This window comes from Wenxinia marina DSM 24838 (genome assembly GCF_000379485.1).
Taxonomy (GTDB): domain Bacteria; phylum Pseudomonadota; class Alphaproteobacteria; order Rhodobacterales; family Rhodobacteraceae; genus Wenxinia; species Wenxinia marina.
The window spans coordinates 67,574-91,241 of sequence record NZ_KB902312.1 but is presented as its reverse complement, the minus strand read 5'-3'; the positions used below and the strand labels follow the sequence as shown (position 1 = coordinate 91,241).

The following is a 23,668-nucleotide window of genomic DNA, read 5'->3' as shown; positions in this document are numbered from 1 at the left end:
GGGCGGACCGGGGGTTTCACACCCCCGGACCCCCGTGGAGGTATTTTGAGCAAGATAGGAGCAGGGTCAGGGGCGCTCTATCGCGATGGCGGTGCCCTCGCCGCCGCCGATGCAGATGGCGGCGACGCCGCGTCTGAGGTCGCGGGCCTCGAGCGTGTGGAGCAGCGTGACGAGGATGCGGGCGCCGCTGGCGCCGATCGGGTGGCCGAGGGCGCAGGCGCCGCCGTTGACGTTGAGGCGGTCCCTCGGGAGGCCCATCTCGTGCATGAAGGCCATGGGAACGACGGCGAAGGCCTCGTTCACCTCCCAGAGGTCGACGTCGTCCACCGTCCAGCCGAGCCGCTTGAGCAGCTTCTGCGCGGCGGGGACCGGGGCGGTGGTGAACCAGCCGGGCGCCTGCGCGTGGGAGGCGTGGCCGAGGATGCGCGCGCGGACCGGCATGTCGGTCGCCTTCGCCACCTGCTCGGCCGCGAGGACGAGGGCGGCGGCGCCGTCGGAGATCGAGGAGGAGTTGGCGGCGGTGACGGTGCCGCCCTGCCGGAACGCGGGTTTCAGATGCGGGATCTTCTCCGGGCGCGCCTTGCCGGGCTGCTCGTCCTCGGCGACCTCGGTGTCTCCGCCGCGTCCCGGGACGGTGACCGGCGCGATCTCGGTTGCGAAGCCGCCGTCGCGCTGGGCGCGCCGGGCGTTCTCGAGGCTGGCGAGCGCGTACTCGTCCTGGGCGGCGCGGGTGAACTGGAAGCGCTCGGCGCAGTCCTCGGCAAAGGTACCCATGAGGCGGCCGGGCTCGTAGGCGTCCTCCAGCCCGTCGAGGAACATCGAATCCTGCACCTGGCCGTGGCCGATCCGGGCGCCACCTCGCATCTTGGGCAGCAGGTAGGGGGCGTTGGTCATGCTCTCCATGCCGCCGGCGACCATCGTGCCGGCGTGGCCGAGGGCGATCTGGTCGAAGGCCATCATCGCCGCCTTCATGCCCGAGCCGCACATCTTGTTCAGCGTGGTGGCGGGGACCTCCTCGCCGAGGCCGGCGTGGAAGCCCGCCTGCCGCGCCGGGGCCTGCCCCTGCCCGGCGGGCAGGACGCAGCCCATCAGGACTTCGTCAACCGTCCCGACACCCGCCCCGTCGAGGGCGGCGCGAATCGCCGATCCGCCGAGTTCGGGCGCGGAGAGCGGCGCCAGGGCGCCCTGGAAGCCGCCCATCGGCGTGCGGGCGGCGCCGGAGATCACGACTGTTCTCATTTTCGCTCCTTATCCCGGCCCGCCGCCGGCGGATCGTCCGCGTCTCGCGGACAATGTCGCGAAAGCGCCGCGTTCGGATCATCCTCCCGCCGCGGCGGTCGGGGATCAAGGTCCCTGTAGCTGCAAGGCTTCACCCGGCGCCGTCCGAACATCAGCCCCCACCCAGCGGGCGGCGCCGGGGCATCTCCTCTCACATCAATGCTTCGACCAGCGCGGCCTGCACGCCGCCACCGGCGACGATGCCCGGCAGGCGCGGCACCGCCCCGTTGAAGCGCAGCGGCAGTCCGGCGCGGTCCGTCGCCGATCCGCCCGCCTCGGTCACGATCAGCGCGCCGGCCGCCACGTCCCATTCCCACGTCGGTCGCAGCGTCAGCATCGCGTCGTACCGGCCCTCGGCGACGAGGCATAGGCGGAACGCCAGCGACGAGCGGAAGGCGCGGCGGAACGGCGGCGGCGCTCCGCCGCGCCACAGTTGTCCGGCGAGGGTCGGCTTCGCGCACAGGACCTCGGCCTCGGCCATGTCCGCCGCCCCGCTGGCGCGGATCGGCGCGCCGTCGCGGGTCGCGCCCTGCCCCGCGGCCGCGGCATAGAGCGTCCCGCGGGCGGGCATCGCGACGGCGGCGGCGACGATCCGCCCGGCCTCGGCGACGGCGACGGAGACCCCCCAGTCGCGGCTGCCTTCCATGAATGCGCGGGTGCCGTCGATCGGGTCGACGATGAACACCCGCTCGCGCGACAGGCGCTCCGGCCCGTCCTCGGTCTCTTCCGAGAGCCAGCCGTAGTCCGGACGGGCCCCGATCAGCCGGTCCCTGAGGTGCGCGTCGGAGGCAAGATCGGCGTCGGTCGCCGGCCCCTCGTCGCCCTTGTGCCAGGTGCGGTAGCCGCGCGCGCGGATCGCCAGAGCAATCTCGCCCGCGCCCGTCGCCGCCTCGACCAGAAGATCGAGGTCAGTCGCCGGCAAGGGTCATCCCGTCGACCAGCAGCGAGGGCACGACGCGGCCGAGCCAGCCGCGGGCGTCGTTCGCGGGCACGATCCGGCGCAGCATGTCGCGCAGGTTGCCGGCGACGGTGATCTCGCTCACCGGGTAGGCGACCTCGCCGTTCTCGATCCAGAAGCCGGAGGCGCCGCGGGAATAGTCTCCGGTATTGGGATTGATCGTGGCGCCGATCATCGAGGTGACGACGAGGCCGGTGCCCATCTGCGCGATCAGGTCGGCGCGGCTGGCGGTCCCTTGCGTCAGAGTCAGGTTGCCGGCGGAGGGCGAGGGGGGGCCGCCGGGGCCGCGGACGGCGTTGGCCGTGCTCTCCATCCCCAGCTTTCGGGCGGTGGCGAGGTCGAGGGTCCAGCCCTGCAGGATGCCGTCCTCGACCAGCGCGCGGCGGGCGGTCGGCAGCCCCTCGGCGTCGAACAGGCGCGAGCCGCGGATGCGGGGGCGGTGCGGCTCCTCGATCAGCGACAGGCCGTCCGGCAGCACCGCCTCGCCCAGCGCGCCGCGCAGGAAGGACGCGCCGCGGGCGACGGCGGTGCCGTTGATCGCCTGCACGAGGTGGCCGATCAGGGACGAGGCGATGCGCTCGTCGTAGAGGACGGGGTAGCGGCCGGTCTTCGGGCGCCGGGCGCCCTGCCGTTCGGCGGCCCGCTCGCCCGCGATGCGGCCGATCTCGGCTGCGCCGCGCAGGTCGGCGGCGAAGACGCGCGAATCGTGGTCGTAGTCCCGCTCCATCTTCGTGCCGGTGCCGGAGATGGCGACGCAGGACAGCGCGTTGTCGGTGCGGTCGTAGCCGCCGGCGAAGCCGTTGCTGGCGGCGAGATGGACGGAGGTGCGGCCGTAGGCGGCGCCGGCGGACTGGACCTGCGTCACGCCGGGAGTTGCCAGCGCGGCCGCCTCGGCCTCGCGCGCGGCGTCCTCCAGAGCGGCGGGGTCGGGCTCGGCCGCGGGGTCCGCCAGTTCCAGCCGCGAGGCGTCGAGGTCGGTGGCGAGCTGGCCGGGATCGGCGAGGCCGGCATGGGGATCCTCGGGCGCCTCGCGGGCCATCGCGACGGCGCGCTCGGCCATCCGCGACAGCGTGTCGGGACGGGCGTCCGACGAGGAGACGCAGGCCTGCCGCCGGCCGATCAGGACCCGCAGGCCCAGCTCGACCCCTTCGGACCGTTCCGCCTCTTCCAGCGCCCCGGCGCGGACGCCGATCTGCAGCGAGGTGCTTTTGACCGCGAGGGCGTCGGCGGCGTCGGCCCCGGCATGGCGGGCCGCGGAAAGGAGCGCGTCGGCGAGGGCGGGCAGGTCGTGGGGCATCGGGACTCCGGTCCGGCGGGGGTCCGTCGCAGGTAGTCCGGCCCGCGCGGCCCCGCAAGGGCGCCGCCGTTCCCCGTGGCGGGGGGAGGTGCTAGGGCGGGTCGGTCATCAGGGAGATCGAGAGATGGGCGAGAGCTACGACCGCGGCATGGCGATCCGCAGGACGGTTCTGGGCGACGCGCACGTGGACCGCGCCGAGGCGAACAAGACGGATTTCGACGTGCCGTTCCAGGAGCTGATCACGGAAAGCGCCTGGGCGCGGGTCTGGGCGCGCGACACGCTGCCCCTGCGCGAGCGGTCGATGCTGACGCTCGCCATCCTCGCGGCGCTGGGGCTGGACGGCGAGTTCGCGATGCATGTGCGTGCGACGGCGCGCACCGGCGCGAGCGAGGAGGACGTGATGGAGCTGCTGCTGCACGTCGCGATCTATGCGGGCGTGCCGCGAGCGAACCACGCCATCGCGATCGCGAAGAAGACGTTCGCGGAGATGCGCGAGGCGGAGTGAGGGCGGGGCGTCAGGGGCAGGGGACGACGTTCGCAACCCGAGGTCGTGACGGAGGGCAGCGTCCGGCCGCAGTCAGACGCTCCGACGCCGCGGTAGAGGCGGTTGATCCCGCCACCCCCGGACGACCTCTATCGTCTCGCAGGTGGCACGGAAGCGTCTGGCCGGGGGCGGCCAGACGCTGCCCGGGCCGCTTGCGCGGCTGATTCCGGGCAGGGGCCCCGGGGCGTTTCGCGCCGCAAAGATGGGGCGGCTCTCCTCAAGAAAAAGAACGCCCCCGCCGTTGCCGGTGGGGGGCGTCCCAAACCCTCGCTCGGGCGGCCTGTCGGCCGCGCCGCCTTACTGCAGGCGCTGGCCGTTGACGATCAGGTGGCCCTGGTCGTTCACCTCGACCGTGGTCTCGAGCTGGTCGTCGCCGGTCACGGTGGCGAACATGCCCATCATCATCCGGCCCTGCATCGCCGCGTCCTGCGGCACCAGGCCCATCTCGACCAGCGTGTCCAGCAGGCCGTTGCCGCCGGTCAGGCTGATCCCCAGCTCGCCCTGCGGGCGCGGCATGCCCGGGAAGGTCGTCATATCCGAATTGTCGAACGTGAACGACCCGCCGCCGGTCAGCTGCGCCCCGACGAGCGAGACGTTCAGCTCGTCGAGCGTGAGGGAGTGCAGCTCGGCCGGCATGTCCGCCGTCGCCATCTGCTCGGCCTGCGCCGGGTCGAGGACGTCGAACAGCAGCCTGGCGGTGCCCGACAGGCCGATCACGATCGTCGCGGGGTCATGCGGCAGCTGCCCCGACGGGTCGATCATCGACCAGATCATGTCGTTGACCGTGACGTCCGTCAGGTTGACCGACGCCGAGAAGTCCGCCGGCTCGTCGGTCGACTCGAGGGGCATCGACAGGCCGAGGCCGTACTCCGCCGCCGACAGCTCGATCGGGAACGGCAGCTCGGAGGACGAGATGTTCAGCGCCAGGTCGGTGACGCGGGTGTTGTAGGACAGCGCGCTGGCGTCGAAGCTGGCGGTCAGCTCGCCCGACCCGACCGAGGCGGTGCCTTCCCCGCTCTCCATGCCGTCCGAGAAGTTGAACATGTAGGTGCCCGAGCCGAAGCTGTAGCCGCCGGACATCGCCAGACCCTGCTGGAACACCATCGCCATCTCTTCCGGCGGGGCGTTCATGTCCATGTCGGGCGGGATCGCCACGCTGGCGTCGAACGCGAGGTCGGAGAACTGGCCGGACAGGAAGAACGCGCCTTCCTCGCCCTCGGGCGCGGTGGCGTCGATCAGGATGTCGACATTGTCCATCGACAGGTCGTAGTCGACCTCGCGCAGATCTCCCTCGCGCATGGTGTAGGTGCCGGTGGTGTTCGTGAACCCCAGCAGGGCCTCGGCCTGCATCGGCTGGCCCTCGACGATCACCTCCTCCAGCTCGATCTCGTAGCGCGGGGCGGAGATGTCGAAGGTCATCTCCTCGGGCGTGCCGCTGACCGTGAGGGTGCTGTCGCCGACGCGCACGGCGACCACGGCCCGGTCGGTCTCGGTGATGGCCGGACCCGGGCTGAAGGTCATCGTGAACTCTTCGGGGAACGCGACGTCGACGGTCCCGTCGCCGTTCTCGGTGAAGACGAGGTCGCCCATCGGCGCCTCGATGGAGCTGTCGGGCGTGCTCATGGCGATGGCGAGATTGGGCACGGTCAGCGACCCGCCCGACATCGTCGGCTCGTCGTAGGTGACCATCCCCTCGCCGTACATGTCGAGGTTGGTCTGCCACATCTCCCACACCTGCTCGGCGGTGACGTCGGCGGCGGCGGCACCGGCCCAGGCCAGAGCGGCGGCCGACACGGTGGTGCCAAGAATTCTGCTGGCTTTCACGGTAATACCCTTCCCTGTCGAAATCCGCTCCGACTCTCGGACGGCGGCAGGGCATGGTCAAGGTCGGGAAAACTGGACCGTCCGGAGCGGCGGTTCTATGTCGGGGCCGACGAAAGAACGAGAGGTGCAGCCATGAGCGTCGAAGGCAAGGTCGTCCTGATCACCGGAGCGAGCCGCGGCATCGGCGCGGCGGCGGCGCGGGCCTTCGCGGCCGGCGGAGCGCGGGTCGCGCTGACCGCCCGCAGCGCCGATTCCCTCGGACAGCTGGCGGCCGAGATCGGCGAGCAGGCGCTGGCCGTGCCCTGCGACGTCGCCCGCTACTGGGAGGTCGCGGCGGCGGTCGACGCCGTCGTCGGCACCTGGGGGCGGCTTGACGTGCTCGTGGGCAATGCCGGCGCGATCGAGCCGATCGCCCACATGGCCGATGTGGATCCCGAGGAGTGGAGCCGGGTCATCGACGTCAACCTCAAGGGCGTGTTCCACGGGATGCGCGCGGCGCTGCGGCCGATGCTGGCGCAGGGCGGCGGCACGATCCTCACCGTCTCGTCCGGGGCGGCGCACAACCCGGTGGAGGCGTGGTCGCACTATTGCGCGTCCAAAGCCGGCGCGGCGATGCTGACCTCGTGCCTCGACCTCGAATATCGCGGCCGCGGCATCCGTGCGATGGGCCTGTCGCCGGGCACGGTCGCGACCGAGATGCAGCGCGAGATCAAGCGCAGCGGCATCAACCCGGTCAGCCAGCTGAACTGGGACGACCACATCCCCCCCGAATGGCCGGCCGAGGCGCTGGTCTGGATGTGCGGTGCCGACGCGGACGAGTTCGTCGGCCAGGAGGTCTCGCTCCGCGATCCGGCGATCCGCAGCCGCGTGGGCGTGGCGTGACGATCCGCACGGACCGCGACGGCGCGGTCTGGACGCTGACGCTCGACCGGCCGGACAAGGCCAACGCGCTCACGAAAGCGATGCTGGAAGAGCTGCGCGTCGGCGTGACCGGGGCGGCGGAAGCCGGCGCACGCGGCCTGATCCTGACCGGCGCGGGGCGCGTGTTCAGCGCCGGGATGGACCTCGCCGAGGCGGACACCGGGCTGCCGACCGACCCGCTCTGGGACGCCCTGTCGGACGCGGTGGCGGCCTTTTCCGGCGTTTCGGTGGCGGCGCTGAACGGCACGGTGGCGGGCGGCGCTCTCGGCATGGTGCTGGCCTGCGACCTGCGGATCGCGGTGCTCGGCACCCGCCTCTTCTACCCCGTCATCGGCGCCGGCTACCTGCCCCAGCCGGCCGATCCCCCGCGGCTGGCCGCGCTGGTCGGTCCGGCGCGGGCGCGTCGGATGCTCCTCCTCGGAGAGCGGGTGGAGCTGGACGACGCGCTCACCTGGGGCCTCGTCGACCGCCGGGCCGACGGCGACGTGGTGGCGGCGGCGCGGAACTGGATCGCCCCGGCCATCGATTCGCGCCCCGGCCTCGCCGAGGCGATCAAGGCGCGGCTCTGACCGCCCGCCGTTCAGCGCCGTCGCCGCGCGCCCGGCACCTTCGACGTGAACGAGGGAGGCCGCTTGGCCACCCACGCGGCGAAGGTCGCGAGGCGCGGATGGGCGCGCAGCGCCTCTGGCGTGCTGTAGTCGCGGGCGAGTTCCGCCTCGGTCAGGGTGGCGTGGATCTCCTTGTGGCAGATCTGGTGCATCAGGACCGTCGGCCCCTTCGCGCCGCCCTTGAGGCGCGGCACCAGGTGGTGGACGCTCTGCGGCACGCCAGGCGGGATCGGGCGCAGGCACAGGGGGCAGATCGGGTCGGATGGATCCATCGGGGCAGGATGTGAGCCGCCCGTCCGGCGCGGCAAGGACCGCGCTGGTCGTCGGCGCCGGCCCGGCGGGCCTCATGGCCGCCGAGGAGATGGCCCGCGCCGGCCTGGCCGTGACGGTCGCCGAGGCGATGCCCTCCCCCGCCCGCAAGCTGCTGATGGCGGGCAAGTCGGGCCTGAACCTGACGATGGACCGCCCGCTGCCGGACTTCCTGGACGGGTTCGGTCCCGGCCTGCCTCCGGCCGTGGCCGCGGCCGTCGCCGAATTCGGGCCCGCCGAGGTGGCCGCGTGGGCGCGGGGACTGGGGCAGGAGGTGTTCACCGGCTCCACCGGGCGCGTCTTCCCGGTCGCGATGAAGGCCTCGCCGCTGCTGCGGGCCTGGCTGCGGCGGCTGGACGGCCTCGGCGTCGCGCTGCGGACGCGCTGGCGGTGGACGGGGTGGGACGGGGGCGGCCTGCGCTTCGACACGCCCGACGGGCCGCGGACCGAACGGCCGGACGCGACCGTCCTCGCCTGCGGCGGCGCCAGCTGGCGGCGGCTGGGATCGGACGGGGCGTGGGCGGGCTGGATCGGGACGGGCGTGACGCCCTTCGCGCCTGCGAACGTCGGCCTGCGGGTGGACTGGTCGCCGCACATGTCGCCGCTCTTCGGTACGCCGGTGAAGGGCGCGGCGCTGCACGCGGGCGCCACGACCAGCCGCGGCGAGTTCGTGATCTCGGAGCGGGGACTTGAGGGCGGCGGCATCTACGCGATCGGCCGGTCAGTGCGGGAGGGGGCGGAGCTCCGTCTCGATCTGCTGCCGGACCTGAGTTCCGGCGAGATCCGCGCCCGCCTCGCCAGCGCACCGGCACGGCAGAGCCTGTCCAACCGCCTGCGCCGCAACCTCGGCCTCGATCCGGCGCGAATCTCGCTGCTGAACGAGTTCGGCCGGCCGCTGCCGGGCGACCTCGCGCCTCTCCTCAAGGCGCTGCCGGTCCGCCATGCCGGTCCCCGGCCTCTGGACGAGGCGATCTCGACCGCCGGCGGCCTCTCGTTCGAGGCTCTTCACGGGCTGGAGCTGAAGGACCGGCCGGGCACCTTCGCCGCGGGCGAGATGCTGGACTGGGAGGCGCCGACCGGCGGCTGGCTCATCACCGCGAGCCTCGCCACCGGGCGCGCCGCAGGACGTGCGGCCGCCGCCCGCGCGGGCGGCGCTGCGCCTTGTGGGTGAGTCCCACGCCACACGGCCACCGGCGATGGATCGCTGCCCCCCCCGACCAGCGCTTTCCACTGTCCGGCCAAGCGGCTAGGAAGGTCCCGGGACACACACGGAGACCTTTGCGCATGGCCTGCCGCCCGCCTTCCCCGATCCGCCTCCGCTCCGCCCTTGGCGGCAGCTGCCTCGCGCTGCTCGCCGCCCTGCCGGCGACGGCGCAGGAACGCGGGCTCAGCTACAACATGTACGGCCAGGTCGGCCTGATCGACATGCCCACGGCGCTGAGTGCGCCGGACGGGCAGATCACCGCCACCGTCGGCGGCTTCTCCGGTCAGATCCGCGGCAACTTCACCTTCCAGATCACCCCGCGCCTGTCGGGGACGTTCCGGTACTCGGGACTGCAGGGCTACTCGCTCCCGGGGAATCCGCTGATCGACGAGGACGAGTTCTACTACGACCGCAGCTTCGACCTGCGCTACCAGATCCTCGACGAGGGCGAGTACGTCCCCGCCGTCGCGGTCGGCCTGCAGGACTTCCTCGGCACCGGCACGTTCAGCGGCGAATACATCGTCGCGACCAAGACGCTGGGCGATTCGTTCCGGGTCACGGCCGGCCTGGGCTGGGGGCGCCTCGCGACCGCAGACTCCCTCGGCATGCCCTTCGGCGAGCGGCCGGAGCGCGACTTCGGCAGCGGCGGCGAGGTGGAATTCGACCAGTTCTTCCGCGGCGACGTCGCCGTCTTCGGCGGCATCGAGTACGCCGCCACGGACGCGCTGACGATCAAGGCGGAGTATTCCTCCGACGCCTACGAACAGGAGACCGACCTCGGCATCGTCGAGGTGAACTCTCCCTTCAACATCGGGCTGGCGTACCGCCCGATCGATGGGGTTCAGCTGGGCGCGGCCTACATGCACGGCTCCGACATCGCGATCTGGGGCACCGTCCTTCTCGACCCCGCGATGCGGCCCTTCGGCGGCGGGCTCGACCCCGCGCCGGTCCCGGTCGCGGTGCGCGGCGCCGATCCGGACATCGCCCGGTCCTGGGACCGCGCGACCCTTCCGGTCGCCACGCTGACCGACCGAATCCGCCGCGGACTCGCCACCGAGGGCCTGATCCTCGACGGCATCGACCTCAGCGGCGGCACGGCGCGGGTGCGCTATACCAACACGCGCTACCGGTCCGAGGCGCAGGCGATGGGCCGCGCCGCGCGGGTGCTGACGACGCTGCTGCCGGCGGACTTCGGGACATTCGTGCTGGAGCCGTCACAGCGCGGCATCCCGATCTCGTCCAACACGTTCAGCCGGACCGATCTCGAGCAGCTCGAGAACACCGCCGGCGGCGCGCAGGAGATCCTCGACCGCGCGCGGATCGGAGACGCCGGCGGCCTGCCGCCGCTGACGCCGGTGCCGCGCGAGGACCGGTTCGACTGGGGCGTGCGCCCCTACCTGAACTTCGTGATCTTCGACGGCCCGGCCGAGGTGGTGGCCGGCATCGAGGCGCGGGCGAGCTACGAGATCACGCCGAACCTCGTCCTGTCCGGCGCGGTCCGGTACCGGGTCACGCCGACCGACGACAACGACCCCGAGCGGGACGAGCCGGTCCTGTACCCGGTGCGCACCGACGCCGCGGACTACATCCGCGAGGGCAACCCCGGGATCCAGCACCTGACGCTGGCCTATTACGGCCGGCCGGCGCGGAACCTCTACAGCCGGGTCACCGTCGGATACCTCGAATCGATGTACGGCGGCATCTCGACCGAGGTCCTCTGGGCGCCGGTCGACGCGAACTACGCCCTCGGCGCCGAGGTGAACTACGTCCGGCAGCGCGACTTCGATCAGCTCTTCGGGTTCCAGGACTACGACGTCGTCACCGGCCACGTCTCGGCCTACTACGACTTCCAGAACGGCTTCCACGGCCAGCTCGACGTGGGCCGCTACCTTGCCGGGGACTGGGGCGCGACGGTCGCGGTGGACCGCGAGTTCGAGAACGGGTGGAGCGTCGGGGCCTACGCGACCCTGACCGACGTCTCGTTCGAGGATTACGGCGAAGGGTCGTTCGACAAGGGGATCCGGGTCACGATCCCCTTCGACTGGTTCCTCGGCACGCCGACGCGGACCACCGCCTCGAACAGCCTCGCGTCGCTGACCCGCGACGGCGGCGCCCGACTCGGCGTGGACGGGCGGCTCTACGACACCGTCCGCGACGCGCGCCTGTCGGGGCTGGAGGATACCTGGGGCCGGTTCTGGAGATGACGATGGCACGCACGCTCACCGCCCTCGTGGCCGCGCTCGGCGTCGGTCTTCTGTCGGGATGCGCCACCGGCGACTCGTCGTCCGGCGGGCCCGGCGGCGGCCCCACCGGCCTGCTCGGCAGCCTGTCGGGCATCATCCCCGGCCTCGGCGGCGGCGCCGAGCAGACGGCGCAGCCGCCCGGCTTCGCCGCGACCGATCTCGCCGCCGCACCGGCCGCGTTCCAGCTGATGTGGCTGCCGACCTTCACCAGCCCCGGCCTCGCCCGAATCATCCAGAACAACGGCGGCGACCTGACGCTGGAAAGCCAGTACGGCTTCGACGCGGCCTTTCGCGACGGGTTCCTGGTCGGCACGCGGGGCCTGACCGAGGACCTGATGGGCGCCTACGTCGCCGATGTGCGCAGCGCCCTGCGGGCGGGCGGCGGCACGGCGGTCCGCATCCACGACACGCTCGACGGCCTCGATCAGATCGAGCAGCAGCGCTACGACTGCACCGTTTCCGCCGACGGGCGCGAGGAGGTCGACCTGGGCGTGCGCACGGTCGTCGCTCGGAAATTCGTCGAGAGCTGCCGTAACGCCTTCGTCCAGTTCGAAAATCTCTACTGGCTGGACGATCGGGGCGACATCGTGGCCTCCCGCCAGTTCGTTACGCAGACTGTTGCATATTTGCGCAGCAACCGACTGTGAATCGCGTAGGCCGCTGTTTCCACTAGGGGACACGCTTGATGGACCCTAGGACTGGCGATATAGCGAACTCAACGCTTTGTTATCAACTGGAGTAGAGACATGCGCCTCACCAAGACCCTCCTCGCCGCCACGGTCGCCACGACCTTCGCCGCTTCCACCGCCTTCGCCGGCGGCTTCGCCGACGAGATCGTCGAAGCTCCGGTGGTTGTGGTCGAGCCGACCGCCCCCCGCGGCTCGCTCCCCGGCTGGGTGATCCCCGCCGTTCTGGTGGCCGGCCTGGTGGCCCTGGCCGTCTCGGGCGACGACTCGGACGACGAAGAAGACTGATCGTCGATCGACGCTTCGCGTCGATCCGGAACCGGCGGCCCATGGCCGCCGGTTTTTTTGTCGTGCGGGAATTGCCCTTTCCCGCTGCGGCCGCGGCATCGGCGGCGCTTTACTCGCAACGAATCCCGACTGACGCCTTGAAACGTGGGGTGAGCGCAATAGGCTCGTCCCACAGCATGAACCAAGGAGACAGCCCATGCCGTTCAGAAAGCTGGCGATCGCCACCGCCCTCGCCACCCTGCCGGCCGGGGCTGCCCTCGCCGGCGGTTTCGCCGACGAGATCGTCGAAGCCCCCGTCCAGATCGTCGAACCCGTCGCCCCCCGCGGTTCCCTGCCGGGCTGGGTGATCCCGGCCGTCCTCGTGGCCGGCCTCGTCGCTCTCGCCGTGTCCGGCGACGACAGCGACGATGACGAAGACTCCGCCGCATTCTGATTCAGTGAGCCGTGGCCGCAGCGCCTCGGCAATTTTCAGCCATCACCGGTCAACGGGTTTGAACTGGCCCAATAGCCCGGTATTGTGCCGACTGGCACTCATACAGGAGAGTTTCCATGCCCCTCGCCAAGACCCTCGTCGCCGCGCTCGTCGCGATCCCCATGGCCACCGCGTCCTTCGCCGGCGGCTTCGCCGACGAGATCGTCGAGACTCCGGTCGCGCCGGTCCAGATCGTCGAGCCCGCTGCCCCCCGCGGCTCGCTCCCCGGCTGGGTGATTCCCGCCGTCCTCGTCGCCGGTCTGGTGGCGCTGGCCGTTTCGGGTGACGACAGCGACGACGAAGACGACGCGTCCTAAGATTACCGCGATCCTCGATCGCTCCGATGCCGTCCTGCCATCCGGCGGGACGGCATTTTGATTCGGCGGCACGAGGCCGATCTTTCAGCCGCGCCCCTTCGCCATCATGGCGAGCCGGATCAGCGCCCGTTCCGTCAGCGCCGCCGCCGGGGCCGTCTGGCCGGCCGAGCGCAGCGCGAGGTCCGTCTCCACCAGCACGTCGAGCGCCCGTTCCAGCGCGGGCCGGCCCCAGGCCTCCGCCTGCCGGACCAGGCGATCGCGGCGCGGGCCGAAGACCGGAGGACGCAGGCGACCGGCGCCCTGCGCAGGGCCGCCCGGGTCCGACGCCGCGGCGTGCAGCCGCCTGAAATGGCGCTGCGCCGCGATGCACAGGCCGACGGGCTGCACCCCCTGCGCATAGAGCCGGCGCAGCACCTCGGCGATTCGCTCGCGGCCGCCGTCGGCGACGGCGGCGATCAGGTCGTCGAGGTCGGCCTCGTGGGACTGCGGGGCCATCACCGCCACATCCGCCGCCGTGGGACCGCGCCCCTCGCCGTGCAGGTACAGGCCCAGCTTCTCCACCGTCTGGCGGAAATCGCCCGGCGACAGGTCCCGGGACAGCGCCATCAGCGCGGCGCGCCCGTCGCCGTCCGGCGGGGCGAGGCCCGTGGACGCGCACAGGTCCATCACCTCGCCCTCCGACGGCGGATCGTCGTAGAGCGCGATGGCCACGGCGCGCCGGTCGCTCTCGAACATCTTGCGCAGGGCCGACTTCGCCGAAAGCTGGCCCGCCGTCACGACCACGGTCGCGTCGCCCTCGCGCCAGTCCGCCAGGGCGGCGCCGATCGTCTCGGCCAGGCCATCGGTCGCCTCCTCGACGAAGACGACGCGCGCCCCCGGAAAGAAGCCCTGCGCCCGCATCGCGGCGTCGAGGGCCGCGCCATCCTTGCGCAGGTCGGCGGCAGGGATCCGGGCGAGGCGCATCTCGCCCTCGCCCTCCGGGCCGATCAGCTTGAGAATCAGCTCCTGCCGCTTCAGCGCGACGCGCATCGCGTCCTCGCCGTGGATCAGCACCGCCGGCAGGGGCGACGGCGGCGCCCGGAAGAACCCCGCGACGTCGCGGCCGGACAGCTTCATCGCGCGGCCAGATCGGGCGACAGGGCCAGCAGCCGGGTGACGATCTGGTCGGCGAGGATGACGGCCAGCCGGTCGCGGGCGTCCCGCGCCGCCGCCTCGGTCGCGACGGTGGAGCCGGTGGCGGAATAGGCGGTGAAGGCGTCGGCGACGCCCTCGGCGATCACCGCGCCATCGGGCCGCGACTCGAGGCGCCACGGCGCGCGGCCGAGCAGGGTGAACCGCGTCTGTGCCCCGTCGGCGCCGATGGCCGTCGCCTCGTCCGCGATCTCCAGCGTCACCGTCAGGCCCAGCGGCGCCCCCTCGTTCCGTCCCAGACGATCCTCCAGCCGCGCCCGCAGGCGGTAGCCGGCGGGCGTGGCAGGCGTGGCGTAGGCCACCTGGCCGCGCAGCACCTCGCCCGGGCCGCCGGGGGCGTAGACGGGGGTGAAGCCGCAGGCGCCCAGCGCCAGCAGCGCGAGCACCGCGCCGCGCCGCGTGGCGCCCTCAGGCCACCACATTGACGATGCGCCCGGGGACGACGATCAGCTTCTTGACCGGCTGGCCGGCGAGCGCCCTCTGCACGGCCTCGTCCGCCATGACGAGCGCCTCGATCTCGCCCTTCCCCATGTCCTTGGGCACCGTCACCTCGGACCGGCGCTTGCCGTTCACCTGGATCGGCAGGGTGACGCTGTCGTCGGTCAGCAGCGCGGGATCGGCCTCGGGCCAGGGCGCGTCGGCGATCAGGCCGTCCCGGCCCAGCGCCGCCCACACCTCCTCCGCCAGGTGCGGCGTGAAGGGCGCCATGAGCTGCGCCAGCACGCCGGCCGCCTCGCGGCGGGCCGTGCCGCCGGCGTCGGACTTCTGCAGGGCGGTCGTCAGCGCGTACAGCTTGGCGATGGCGGCGTTGAAGCCGAAGCTTTCCAGCCCCATCGTCACGTCGTGGATCGCCCGGTGCAGCGTCCGCCGCAGATCCGCGTCGCCCGGCCCCTGCCCCTCCTCCGCCTCGGCCGCGTCCAGCGCTACGCGCCAGACGCGCGCCAGGTGCTTCTGCGCGGCGTCGGCGCCTGCGGCGGTCCATTCGACGTCCCGCTCCGGCGGGCTGTCGGACAGGACGAACCAGCGGGCGGTGTCGGCGCCGTAGTCGCGAACGATGTCGTCGGGGTCGACGACGTTCTTCTTGGACTTCGACATCTTGGCCGAGGGGATGATCTCGACCGCCGTGCCGTCCTTCAGGAACGCCCCACCGTCCCGCAGCTCCACGTCCTCGGGGAAGTGATAGACGGCGCGGCCGGCCGCGTCCTCGGTCCGGAAGATCGCGTGCGTGACCATGCCTTGCGTGAACAGCGCGTCGAACGGTTCAATCGCGCTCTCCGGCAGGTGGCCGGTCTGGTGCATCGCGCGGGCGAAGAAGCGGGAATAGAGCAGGTGCAGGATCGCGTGCTCGATCCCGCCGATATACTGGTCGACGTTCATCCAGTAGCCGGCATCCTCGGCCACCGTCGGCGTGTCGGCATTCGGCGCGGTGAAGCGGGCGAAGTACCAGGACGAATCGACGAACGTGTCCATCGTGTCGGTCTCGCGCTGTGCGTCGCCGCCGCAACGTGGGCATTTGACGTTCCGCCAGGTCGGATGACGGTCCAGCGGGTTGCCCGGAATACCGAAGGAGACGTCATAGGGGAGCTCGACCGGCAGGTTCTCCTTCGCCTCCGGCACGACGCCGCATGCCTCGCAGTGGATCACCGGGATCGGGCAGCCCCAGAAGCGCTGGCGCGACAGCCCCCAGTCCCGCAGGCGGTACTTCGTCACGCCGCGGCCGACGCCGTTCGCCTCGCAGAAGGCGATGGCGGCCTCAACCCCGTCGGCGCCCGTCTGGACCTCATCGCCCGCGATCAGCCGGACGTAGCGCACCGGCTGGTCCTTCGGCGGAACATAGGCGGCCGCCCCCTCTTCCGGCGCCGCGTAGTCGCCCGTGACCTCCGCCGGCTCGAAGGTCGAGGCGACGGGCAGGCCGTACTTCCGCGCGAAGTCCAGGTCGCGCTGGTCGTGCGCCGGGCAGCCGAAGATGGCGCCGGTGCCGTAATCCATCAGGATGAAGTTGGCGATCCAGACCGGCAGCTCCCATCCGGTGTCGAACGGGTGGCGGACGGTCAGGCCTGTGTCGAAGCCGGTCTTCTCGGCCGTCTCCAGCGCCTCCTCGGTCGTGCCGCCCTTGCGCGCCTCGGCGCAGTAGGCGGCGACGTCCGCCCTCTCCCGCTCCAGCTGGCGGGCGAGCGGGTGGTCGGGCGAGACGGCGACGAAGGACGCGCCCATCAGCGTGTCGGGGCGGGTGGTGTAGACCTCGATCCGGTCGAAGTTGCCGTGCGCCTCGGTCATCCCGAACGCGAACTGCAGTCCGCGCGACCGGCCGATCCAGTTGGCCTGCATCAGCTTGACCTTGGCGGGCCAGTTGTCGAGCCGGTCGAGGGCGGCCAGCAGCTCCTCCGAGTAGTCGGAGATGCGGAAGAACCACTGGGTCAGCTCGCGCCGTTCCACCTCGGCGCCCGAGCGCCAGCCCTTGCCGTCGATGACCTGCTCGTTCGCGAGCACGGTCATGTCGACCGGATCCCAGTTCACCACCGCGTTCTTGCGGTAGACGAGGCCCTTCTCCAGCATGTCGATGAACAGCGCCTGCTGCTGGCCGTAGTACTCCGGATCGCAGGTCGCCAGCTCGCGCGACCAGTCCAGCGACCAGCCGAGCGGCTTCATCTGCGCCTTCATCTCGGCGATGTTTTTGTACGTCCAGTCCTGCGGATGCCCGCCCGAGGCCATCGCCGCGTTCTCCGCCGGCATGCCGAAGGCGTCCCAGCCCATCGGGTGCAGGACGTTGAAGCCGCGCGCCTTCTTGTAGCGCGCGATGACGTCGCCCATCGTGTAGTTGCGGACGTGGCCGATGTGGATGCGCCCCGACGGGTAGGGGAACATCTCGAGGACGTAGTACTTCGGCCGGCTCTCGTCCCGCTCCGCGCGGAAGGTGCCGGCCGCGTCCCAGGCGGCCTGCCATTTCGGTTCGATCTCGGACGGCGAATAGCGCGACATCGGCATACCTTCGGCTTGCCCCTCAGGGCGTCGAGGCTGGACCTACCCCGTTCGGGCAGTGGATTCCAGAAGCGTCAGAGACCGCCGTCGCGGATCCGCAACTCGCGCGCCCGGGACAGGATCGCGTCCTCGACCGCGCGCTGCGTCTCGACCGGGACGGGGCCGGACCGGGTGGCGAGGGCCACGTTCAGCGCGCGGGCGTCGAGCGCCGGGTCGCTGATGTGCACGGTCGCCCGGTAGGCGGTGGAGCCGCCGGGCGGCGTGCCGTAGCCGGTGACGATGACGCCGGTGAACGGGTCGACCGACTGGATCGGCAGGAACGACAGCGTGTCGAGCGCCGCGGTCCAGAGGTAGCGGTTCACCGCCACGCTTTCGGCGCCGGCGGCGCGGGCCGGCTGGCGGACGGCCGGCTGGACGTCGGGGGCGAGCGATCCGAACGGGGTGAAGCCGCACGCGGTCAGGCCCAGCGCGAGGGCGGCAATCGCCGCGGTACGGGTCAGGGATCGGCTGGTGCGGGTCACGTCTCGCCCCTCCCCAGGGCCCTGGCGTCGTCGTGGCCGGATGCTAGCGGACGGGAGGCGCGGTCACAAGCCGGGAAGCCCGCCGCCGCAGGCGCGCCATCCCCTTGGCCGCAAACGCAAAGAGCGGCCCCGAAGGGCCGCTCCCGCGTGTTCGTTCCGATCGGGTCGATCAGAAGGTGAACGAGGCCTCGACGGTGATGCCGTCTTCCAGCTCGTACGTGCCGATCTCCTGATCCGCATCGTCGTCATCGCCGTCTTCAGCGTAGGCGGCGAGGACTTCGGCGCCCGAGCCGAGGTCGACAACCACACCGGCGTAGTAGTCGGTGCCCTTGTCGGGGTCGGTCTGGTACTCGAGACCGGCGACGACCATCACGCCGTTGCCGATGTCGTAGGAGCCATCAACGTTGAACTTGTTGGTCCCCTGGTCGTAGTCGTAGTCGGCGGTCGCGGCGATCGGGCCGGACGCGTAGGCGACGGTCAGACCGTAGTTGTCCTCGACGTCGTCGACACCGTCGATCTCTTCCAGGACGTAGTACGCGGTCGCCGTGATCGGGCCGATCGGGTACGAGGCCTGGACGCCCAGCGAGCTGGCGTCGTCGGTCATGTTCTGGGCGTAGCCCAGCGCGATGTCGGCACCGGCGAAGGTCGCGCCGACGCGAACACCGAAGACTTCGTCCGGGTTGAAGTCGCCGTTCTCGTCGACCGGGTCGTAGAGGCCGCTAACGGCGTCCTCGTCGGCGTCGTCAGCGAAGTCCGACTCTTCCTGGTAGGCCACCGCGAAGGTGAAGCCGGCGAACTCGCCGGTCGCACCGACCGAGAGCTGGTCCACGATCTGGTCCGAGCTGTCCTCGACCATGTCGTTGCCGGCATCGGCCACGACGTAGGACGCGCCGGCGGTCACGCCGCCGAACATCACTTCGCCGCGGAGCACGGTCTCGCCGTCGGCCTCGGAGAAGCCGTCCTGCTCCATATCGCCGACCGGCGACCAGTAGGTCTCGGCCGCGAAGGCGGTCTCGCCGAAGTACATCGCGCCCATGTCGGCGGTCAGGCTGAAGAGGTAGCCGGCCGACTCGAGGTCGATGGAAGTGTCGTCATCGGCGACGTCGATGTCGAAGGTCGCGGCGGCGGTGACGCCGTTGTCCAGCTCCATCGAGAACGTGGTCGACAGGGTCGCGTCCCAGTAGAAGCCGTAGTCGTCGTCGGCCTTCGCCGGGCTGTCCGTGTCCTGGTAGCCGACGGTGGCGGAGCCTTCGAAGGTCACTTCGGCCGCGGCGGCGCCGGCGAAGGCGACGATCGAGGCAGAAGCGAGGAGGATGCTCTTCATGGATATTCCCTCGTGTTTTGCATTCCCGAGAATGCCAGTCCAACTAGCATTGACGATGGCTATGCTCCCTCGGACCGGCACACATCAAGAGCTTTGCCCCGTGCGCGGGACCGCGCCCCGGAAATGATGCACGAGGGACACATATCCGGCAGCGACGGCCGGGATGACACCGCCGCCGCGCCGGGCTAGGTCTCGATTTGCGAGACATGACGGGGGCTTGGCATGGGGCTGACGGAGATCGCGGACCGCGTGGCGCAGGCGGCCGAACGGGCCGGGCGGGACCCCGCCTCGGTGCGCCTGATCGCCGTGTCCAAGGTCCAGCCGGAGGCGCGGGTGGCCGCCGTGCTGGAGGAAGGGCATCGCCTTTTCGGCGAGAACCGGGTGCAAGAGGCCGAGGGCAAGTGGGCCGCCTTCCGCGACAGGTTCGGACCGGTGGAGGTCCACCTGATCGGCCCCCTGCAGACGAACAAGGCGCGCACGGCGATGGCGCTGTTCGACGCGATTCACACGCTGAACCGGTCGAAGCTGGCCGCGACGCTGGCGCGGATCGCGGACGAGACGGGGGCCTGCCCCGACCTCTTCGTGCAGGTGAACACCGGGGACGAATCCCAGAAGGCCGGGGTTTCGGTTTCGGACGCGCCCGCGCTGATCGGCGAGGCGCGGCGGCTGTCCCTCCCCCTCGTCGGGCTGATGTGCATTCCTCCGGTGGACCAGCCGCCGGGGCCGCACTTCGCGCTGCTGGCGCGGATGGCCGCGGAGCACGGGCTCGAGGGCCTGTCGATGGGGATGAGCGGCGACTTCGAGGAGGCGATCGCCCACGGCGCGACCCATGTCCGCGTCGGGTCGGCGATCTTCGGCGAGCGGGTGACGGGCTAGGCGCCCACGGATCAGCGGACGATCAGGCGGGCGCCGGGCCGGATCCGCGCCGCCAGCCACTGCAGGTCCGGCCGCGAGAGCGCGACGCAACCCGCCGTCGGCCACCCCGGCCGCCGCCACTGGTGGACGAAGATCGCCGAGCCCTTGCCCGCCACGGCCTCCGGCCAGTTCCAGTCCGTCACCAGCACCAGGTCGTACATCGGATCCGCCCGCCGCAGCCTTTCGTGCGAGAAGGGGTGCGGCGCCCGGACGCGGTGATTGTAGTCGGGATCGGCGACGTCGTCGGACCACAGGTCCGCGGGACCGATCGGAACGGCCCACGGCGCGGGACGGGGAATCCTGTCGGACCGGTAGAGCATCCCCACGATCCGGTGCACCCCCCGCGGCGTCGCGCCGTCGCCCTCGCGCTTGGTGGAGGCATCGCGCAACCCGCCCCGCCCGATCGTGCAGGGCAGGCGCCGCTCTCCGGCGCGCAGGCCGGTCGGCGTCAGGACGAGGTCGGCGGGTGAGGTTTTCATCCGGTGACAAGGTCCAGAGAGACGGCCAGAGTTCAAGCCATGAAGGCGATCCTGCAGGACATCTACGGCGGCCCCGACATGCTGCGGCTGGCCGACGTCCCCACGCCCGAGCCGCGCCGGGGGGAAGTGCAGCTGCGCGTCCTGGCCTGCGGCGCGAACCTGTCGGACTGGGAGGGGCTGACCGGCCGCCCGGCCTATGCCCGCCTCGGCGGCCTCCGGCGGCCGCGGCGCAAGATCCTCGGCTCGGACGTCGTGGGCGAGGTGATCGGCCTCGGCGAGGCGGTCGAAGGCTTCGCGCTCGGCCAGCGGGTGATGGGCGACGTGGTGACGACGAAGGGCGGCTTCGCCGAGGTCGCCTGCGGGCCGGCGGCCGCCTTCGCGCCGGTGCCGGACGCGCTGGACGATGTGACGGCGGCGGCCCTGCCGCAGCCCGGCGCGATCGCGGTGCAGGGCATGGCGGGCGTGGGGCCAGGTACGCGGGTGCTGATCAACGGCGCGGGCGGCGGGTCGGGGACGCTGGCGGTCCAGATCGCCCGGGCGGCCGGGGCGCACGTGACGGCGGTGGACAGCGCGGCAAAGCTGGACTGGCTGCGCGGGATCGGCGCGGACGAGGTGCTGGACTACCGCGCGGTCGACTGGGCCGCGACGGGGCGGCGCTGGGACCTGATCCTCGACATGGTGGCGACGCGGCCGGGGTCGGTCGTGGCGCGGGCGCTGGCTCCGGGCGGCACCTACCGCGCGGTCGGCGGCCCGGTGCGGACGCTGCTGCCTCTCGCGGTCGGCAGACTGTGGCGGCGCGGCGTCCGCGTCCTGGCGGTGCGGGCGGGGCGCGAGGTGACGGAGGGCGTCGCCGCGATGGCGGTGGCGGGCATCCTGCAGCCGGTCGTCGCCGGGACGGTCGGACTTGACGGCGTGGCCGACCTGCTCGGCCGGGTCGGGCGGGGCGAGGTGCGGGGCAAGGCGGTGGTGGTGCCGTAGGCGGGTGTCCCGTCGACGGCTTGCGGGAAGCGCAGCGGAGCCGGTGGGAATGCCCGCCCCGGGCCTGACCCGGGGCCTCGACGAGACCGAGGGACCGATGGATCGGGGTCCCGGGTTCAGGCCCGCGACGGGTGGGGATGGAGGCGACGGCGCGCCCTCGCCTCATCGGTCTGCCGGAGCGACCGCGCGACGCCATTTCCGTCGCGTCGTCGCGTTGCCCGGCTCGCCCTCCGCGCAGGCCCCCTACAGCAGATGCCCCGACTTCTTCGCCTTGGTCGCGAGGTAGTGGTGGTTGAACCGGGTCTCGCCGACCTTCAGCGGCACCCGCTCCACCACCTCGATGCCGCAGGCGGACAGCCGCTCCACCTTCGCCGGGTTGTTGGTCAAAAGGCGCACGCGCGCAAAGCCCATGCCGCGCAGCATCTCGGCCCCGATGCGGAAGTCGCGCTCGTCGTCCTCGAAGCCGAGGCGGTGGTTCGCCTCCACCGTGTCGAACCCCTGGTCCTGCAGCGAGTAGGCCCGCATCTTGTTCGCCAGCCCGATCCCCCGCCCCTCCTGGTTGAGGTAGAGCAGCACCCCCTCCCCCTCCGCCCCCATCTGCGCCAGCGCGGCACGCAGCTGCGGGCCGCAATCGCATTTCAGCGAGCCGAGCACGTCGCCGGTGAAGCAGGCCGAATGCAGCCGCGCCAGCACCGGCCGGTCGCGCGAGGGGCGGCCGATCTCGACCGCGTAATGCTCTTCCCCGCCGTCGCCGGGACGGAAGACGCGCAGCCGCGCCCGCTCGGACGCCTCGACCGGCAGCCTCGCCGCGATCGCCTCGGCCACGTCCGGCACGTCGCCCATCAGCGCATCGACCGCGGCGGCGGGCAGGCGCGTGAGTCCCGTATGCTCCGACAGCACGGTCCCGTCGGCGAGCGGTACCAGCACCATCGCCGGCAGGAGGCGCGCCGACTTGGCCAGCGCGACGGCGGTGCGGGCCAGCGACTCGTCGCCGCCCCGCCCGGTCTCCAGCGGGCCCTTCAGCGGTACCTTCAGGTCGTCGGCGGGATCGGCGACCGCCCGGATCCAGCCCACGTCCGCCGCGTCCGGCAGCACCACCCGCGCCACGTGGGCGGAGTACGCCCGCGCCCGCAGCGTGTCGGCCCGCCGGCGGGTGATGGCGAGCACCGGCGCCCCCAGCGCGCGCAGATCGGCCAGCCGCTCCGCGCCCAGCGTCTCGGCCGCGGCGGCCAGCGCGGCGCCGCCCTCGCCCACCAGGATGACGGGCAGCCCCATCCGCAGGTCGGACCGCGCTCGGGACAGGCGCTCTGGCAGGCTGGGAACGAGGCTCATCGCGGCTCTCTCGCTGGCGGTCCGCTCATGTAGGCGCAAAGCACCGCGATTGAAACATTTCCGCACGCAGCGACACCTCTGCGTGAGCCGTGTGACGGGGAACTTCCCCTACACGTACCTGTTACACACATGAGCGGAACCCCGGACCCCGGAAAGGGGGCGGAGGACCCGGAAAACCTGGAGAGCGGTGATGGCACAACTCAAGAAGATCCTGCTCGTCGACGACGACGACGACCTGCGCGAGGCGCTGTCCGAGCAGCTCGTGATGACCGAGGATTTCGACGTGTTCGAGGCCACCGACGGCGCGGACGCGATGACCAAGGTGAAGGCGGGGCTGTTCGACCTCGTCATCCTCGACGTCGGCCTGCCCGACACCGACGGGCGCGAGCTGTGCCGCCTGATGCGCAAGCAGGGCGTGAAGTGCCCGGTCATCATCCTGACCGGCCACGACAGCGACAGCGACACCATCCTCGGCCTCGACGCCGGCGCGAACGACTACGTGACCAAGCCGTTCAAGTTTCCCGTCCTGCTGGCCCGGATCCGCGCCCAGCTGCGGACGCACGAGCAGTCCGAGGACGCGATCTTCCAGCTCGGGCCCTATTCCTTCCGCCCGGCGCAGAAGCTGCTGGTCACCGAGGACGAGAAGAAGGTGCGCCTGACCGAGAAGGAGACGAACATCCTGAAGTTCCTCTACCGCTCGGCCGAGGGCGTGGTGCCGCGGGACGTGCTGCTGCACGAGGTCTGGGGCTACAATGCCGGCGTCACCACCCACACGCTGGAGACGCACATCTACCGGCTGCGCCAGAAGATCGAGCCCGATCCCTCGAACGCGCGCCTGCTGGTGACCGAATCCGGCGGATACCGGCTGGTCGCCTGACGCGGATGAAACCGGATCGCCCCGAGCGGCGTTCCGCCCTCCGAAGCCCGCCGGTGACCGGGTCACGTCACCATCCTCCCTGTTGGACTTGCCCGGGCCGTCGTGCCCGGGTTTTCTTTTGCC

Annotated in this window: 24 protein-coding genes; 12 read left to right on the top strand and 12 right to left on the bottom strand. The window is 71.8% G+C overall.

Annotation, left to right across the window (positions count from 1 at the left end; translation table 11 throughout):
* Positions 1–66: 66 nt before the first annotated feature.
* From A37W_RS0116430 to A37W_RS0116420, 3 genes are all read right to left on the bottom strand, one after another.
* The gene (locus A37W_RS0116430) at positions 67–1,239 is read right to left on the bottom strand and encodes a thiolase family protein (protein ID WP_026198562.1); all 1,173 of its coding nucleotides are present in this window, start codon (positions 1,237–1,239) and stop codon (positions 67–69) included.
* Positions 1,240–1,429: 190 nt separating this feature from the next.
* Entirely contained in the window at positions 1,430–2,200 is a 771-nt protein-coding gene (locus tag A37W_RS0116425; RefSeq protein WP_018304133.1) for a 3'(2'),5'-bisphosphate nucleotidase CysQ, read from the bottom strand.
* Positions 2,187–3,533 (bottom strand): TldD/PmbA family protein, encoded by a 1,347-nt coding sequence (locus A37W_RS0116420; RefSeq protein ID WP_018304132.1) that lies wholly within the window; start codon positions 3,531–3,533, stop codon positions 2,187–2,189. The genes A37W_RS0116425 and A37W_RS0116420 overlap by 14 nt, the downstream gene beginning before the upstream one ends.
* Positions 3,534–3,657: 124 nt before the next feature.
* Here A37W_RS0116420 and pcaC point away from each other — a divergent pair, with 124 nt between their 5' ends.
* Complete coding sequence (gene pcaC / locus A37W_RS0116415; protein WP_018304131.1) at positions 3,658–4,038, top strand: 4-carboxymuconolactone decarboxylase; 381 nt, start codon at positions 3,658–3,660, stop codon at positions 4,036–4,038.
* A gap of 336 nt (positions 4,039–4,374) precedes the next feature.
* Here the strand turns inward: pcaC and A37W_RS0116410 are convergent, their stop codons facing one another.
* The gene (locus tag A37W_RS0116410) at positions 4,375–5,901 is read right to left on the bottom strand and encodes a DUF2125 domain-containing protein (protein WP_156169155.1); all 1,527 of its coding nucleotides are present in this window, start codon (positions 5,899–5,901) and stop codon (positions 4,375–4,377) included.
* 132 nt (positions 5,902–6,033) lie between these two features.
* Between A37W_RS0116410 and A37W_RS0116405 the strand changes: the two genes are divergently transcribed.
* Positions 6,034–6,783: an SDR family oxidoreductase gene (locus A37W_RS0116405; protein WP_018304129.1), complete on the top strand. Its 750-nt coding sequence runs from the start codon at positions 6,034–6,036 to the stop codon at positions 6,781–6,783.
* Entirely contained in the window at positions 6,780–7,391 is a 612-nt protein-coding gene (locus tag A37W_RS0116400) for an enoyl-CoA hydratase/isomerase family protein (protein ID WP_018304128.1), read from the top strand. Before A37W_RS0116405 ends, A37W_RS0116400 begins: the two co-directional genes overlap by 4 nt.
* 11 nt (positions 7,392–7,402) lie before the next feature.
* Here the strand turns inward: A37W_RS0116400 and A37W_RS0116395 are convergent, their stop codons facing one another.
* A complete protein-coding gene (locus A37W_RS0116395) occupies positions 7,403–7,702 on the bottom strand; it encodes an HNH endonuclease family protein (protein ID WP_018304127.1) in 300 nt (99 codons plus the stop codon).
* Positions 7,703–7,713: 11 nt separating this feature from the next.
* Here A37W_RS0116395 and A37W_RS0116390 point away from each other — a divergent pair, with 11 nt between their 5' ends.
* From A37W_RS0116390 to A37W_RS0116365, 6 genes are all read left to right on the top strand, one after another.
* The gene (locus A37W_RS0116390; protein WP_018304126.1) at positions 7,714–8,910 is read left to right on the top strand and encodes a TIGR03862 family flavoprotein; all 1,197 of its coding nucleotides are present in this window, start codon (positions 7,714–7,716) and stop codon (positions 8,908–8,910) included.
* Between the two features lie 113 nt (positions 8,911–9,023).
* Positions 9,024–11,147, top strand: coding sequence for a YjbH domain-containing protein (locus A37W_RS0116385; protein WP_018304125.1), 2,124 nt, complete (start codon positions 9,024–9,026; stop codon positions 11,145–11,147).
* A 2-nt stretch (positions 11,148–11,149) separates the two neighbouring features.
* The gene (locus tag A37W_RS0116380; protein ID WP_040754192.1) at positions 11,150–11,833 is read left to right on the top strand and encodes a YjbF family lipoprotein; all 684 of its coding nucleotides are present in this window, start codon (positions 11,150–11,152) and stop codon (positions 11,831–11,833) included.
* 99 nt (positions 11,834–11,932) lie between these two features.
* Positions 11,933–12,160 carry a hypothetical protein gene (locus A37W_RS0116375; protein WP_018304123.1) on the top strand — a complete coding sequence of 76 codons (228 nt, stop codon included), beginning with the start codon at positions 11,933–11,935 and terminating at the stop codon, positions 12,158–12,160.
* A 196-nt stretch (positions 12,161–12,356) separates the two neighbouring features.
* A complete protein-coding gene (locus A37W_RS0116370; protein WP_018304122.1) occupies positions 12,357–12,593 on the top strand; it encodes a hypothetical protein in 237 nt (78 codons plus the stop codon).
* 116 nt (positions 12,594–12,709) lie between these two features.
* A complete protein-coding gene (locus A37W_RS0116365; protein ID WP_018304121.1) occupies positions 12,710–12,949 on the top strand; it encodes a hypothetical protein in 240 nt (79 codons plus the stop codon).
* An 84-nt stretch (positions 12,950–13,033) separates the two neighbouring features.
* Here A37W_RS0116365 and holA read toward each other — a convergent pair whose 3' ends face one another.
* From holA to A37W_RS0116340, 5 genes are all read right to left on the bottom strand, one after another.
* Positions 13,034–14,065 (bottom strand): DNA polymerase III subunit delta, encoded by a 1,032-nt coding sequence (holA, locus tag A37W_RS0116360; RefSeq protein ID WP_018304120.1) that lies wholly within the window; start codon positions 14,063–14,065, stop codon positions 13,034–13,036.
* A complete protein-coding gene (gene lptE, locus A37W_RS0116355) occupies positions 14,062–14,562 on the bottom strand; it encodes an LPS assembly lipoprotein LptE (protein WP_018304119.1) in 501 nt (166 codons plus the stop codon). Before lptE ends, holA begins: the two co-directional genes overlap by 4 nt.
* Positions 14,549–17,119, bottom strand: a complete 2,571-nt coding sequence (gene leuS, locus A37W_RS0116350; protein ID WP_026198559.1) for a leucine--tRNA ligase — start codon at positions 17,117–17,119, stop codon at positions 14,549–14,551. Before leuS ends, lptE begins: the two co-directional genes overlap by 14 nt.
* Before the next feature lie 74 nt (positions 17,120–17,193).
* The gene (locus tag A37W_RS0116345) at positions 17,194–17,640 is read right to left on the bottom strand and encodes a DUF3576 domain-containing protein (protein WP_018304117.1); all 447 of its coding nucleotides are present in this window, start codon (positions 17,638–17,640) and stop codon (positions 17,194–17,196) included.
* Positions 17,641–17,809: 169 nt separating this feature from the next.
* Positions 17,810–18,964: a porin gene (locus A37W_RS0116340; RefSeq protein WP_018304116.1), complete on the bottom strand. Its 1,155-nt coding sequence runs from the start codon at positions 18,962–18,964 to the stop codon at positions 17,810–17,812.
* Positions 18,965–19,186: 222 nt separating this feature from the next.
* On the opposite strand from A37W_RS0116340, the gene A37W_RS0116335 reads away from it, so the two are divergent.
* Positions 19,187–19,840 (top strand): YggS family pyridoxal phosphate-dependent enzyme, encoded by a 654-nt coding sequence (locus A37W_RS0116335; RefSeq protein ID WP_018304115.1) that lies wholly within the window; start codon positions 19,187–19,189, stop codon positions 19,838–19,840.
* 11 nt (positions 19,841–19,851) lie between these two features.
* Here A37W_RS0116335 and A37W_RS0116330 read toward each other — a convergent pair whose 3' ends face one another.
* Positions 19,852–20,358 (bottom strand): L,D-transpeptidase family protein, encoded by a 507-nt coding sequence (locus A37W_RS0116330; RefSeq protein WP_018304114.1) that lies wholly within the window; start codon positions 20,356–20,358, stop codon positions 19,852–19,854.
* A gap of 39 nt (positions 20,359–20,397) precedes the next feature.
* Here A37W_RS0116330 and A37W_RS0116325 point away from each other — a divergent pair, with 39 nt between their 5' ends.
* Positions 20,398–21,336 (top strand): quinone oxidoreductase family protein, encoded by a 939-nt coding sequence (locus A37W_RS0116325; RefSeq protein WP_018304113.1) that lies wholly within the window; start codon positions 20,398–20,400, stop codon positions 21,334–21,336.
* A gap of 243 nt (positions 21,337–21,579) precedes the next feature.
* On the opposite strand, the gene ribA is transcribed toward A37W_RS0116325, so the two are convergent.
* Positions 21,580–22,668, bottom strand: coding sequence for a GTP cyclohydrolase II (gene ribA, locus A37W_RS0116320; protein WP_018304112.1), 1,089 nt, complete (start codon positions 22,666–22,668; stop codon positions 21,580–21,582).
* A gap of 190 nt (positions 22,669–22,858) precedes the next feature.
* Here ribA and A37W_RS0116315 point away from each other — a divergent pair, with 190 nt between their 5' ends.
* Entirely contained in the window at positions 22,859–23,545 is a 687-nt protein-coding gene (locus A37W_RS0116315) for a response regulator transcription factor (protein WP_018304111.1), read from the top strand.
* Positions 23,546–23,668: the final 123 nt, after the last annotated feature.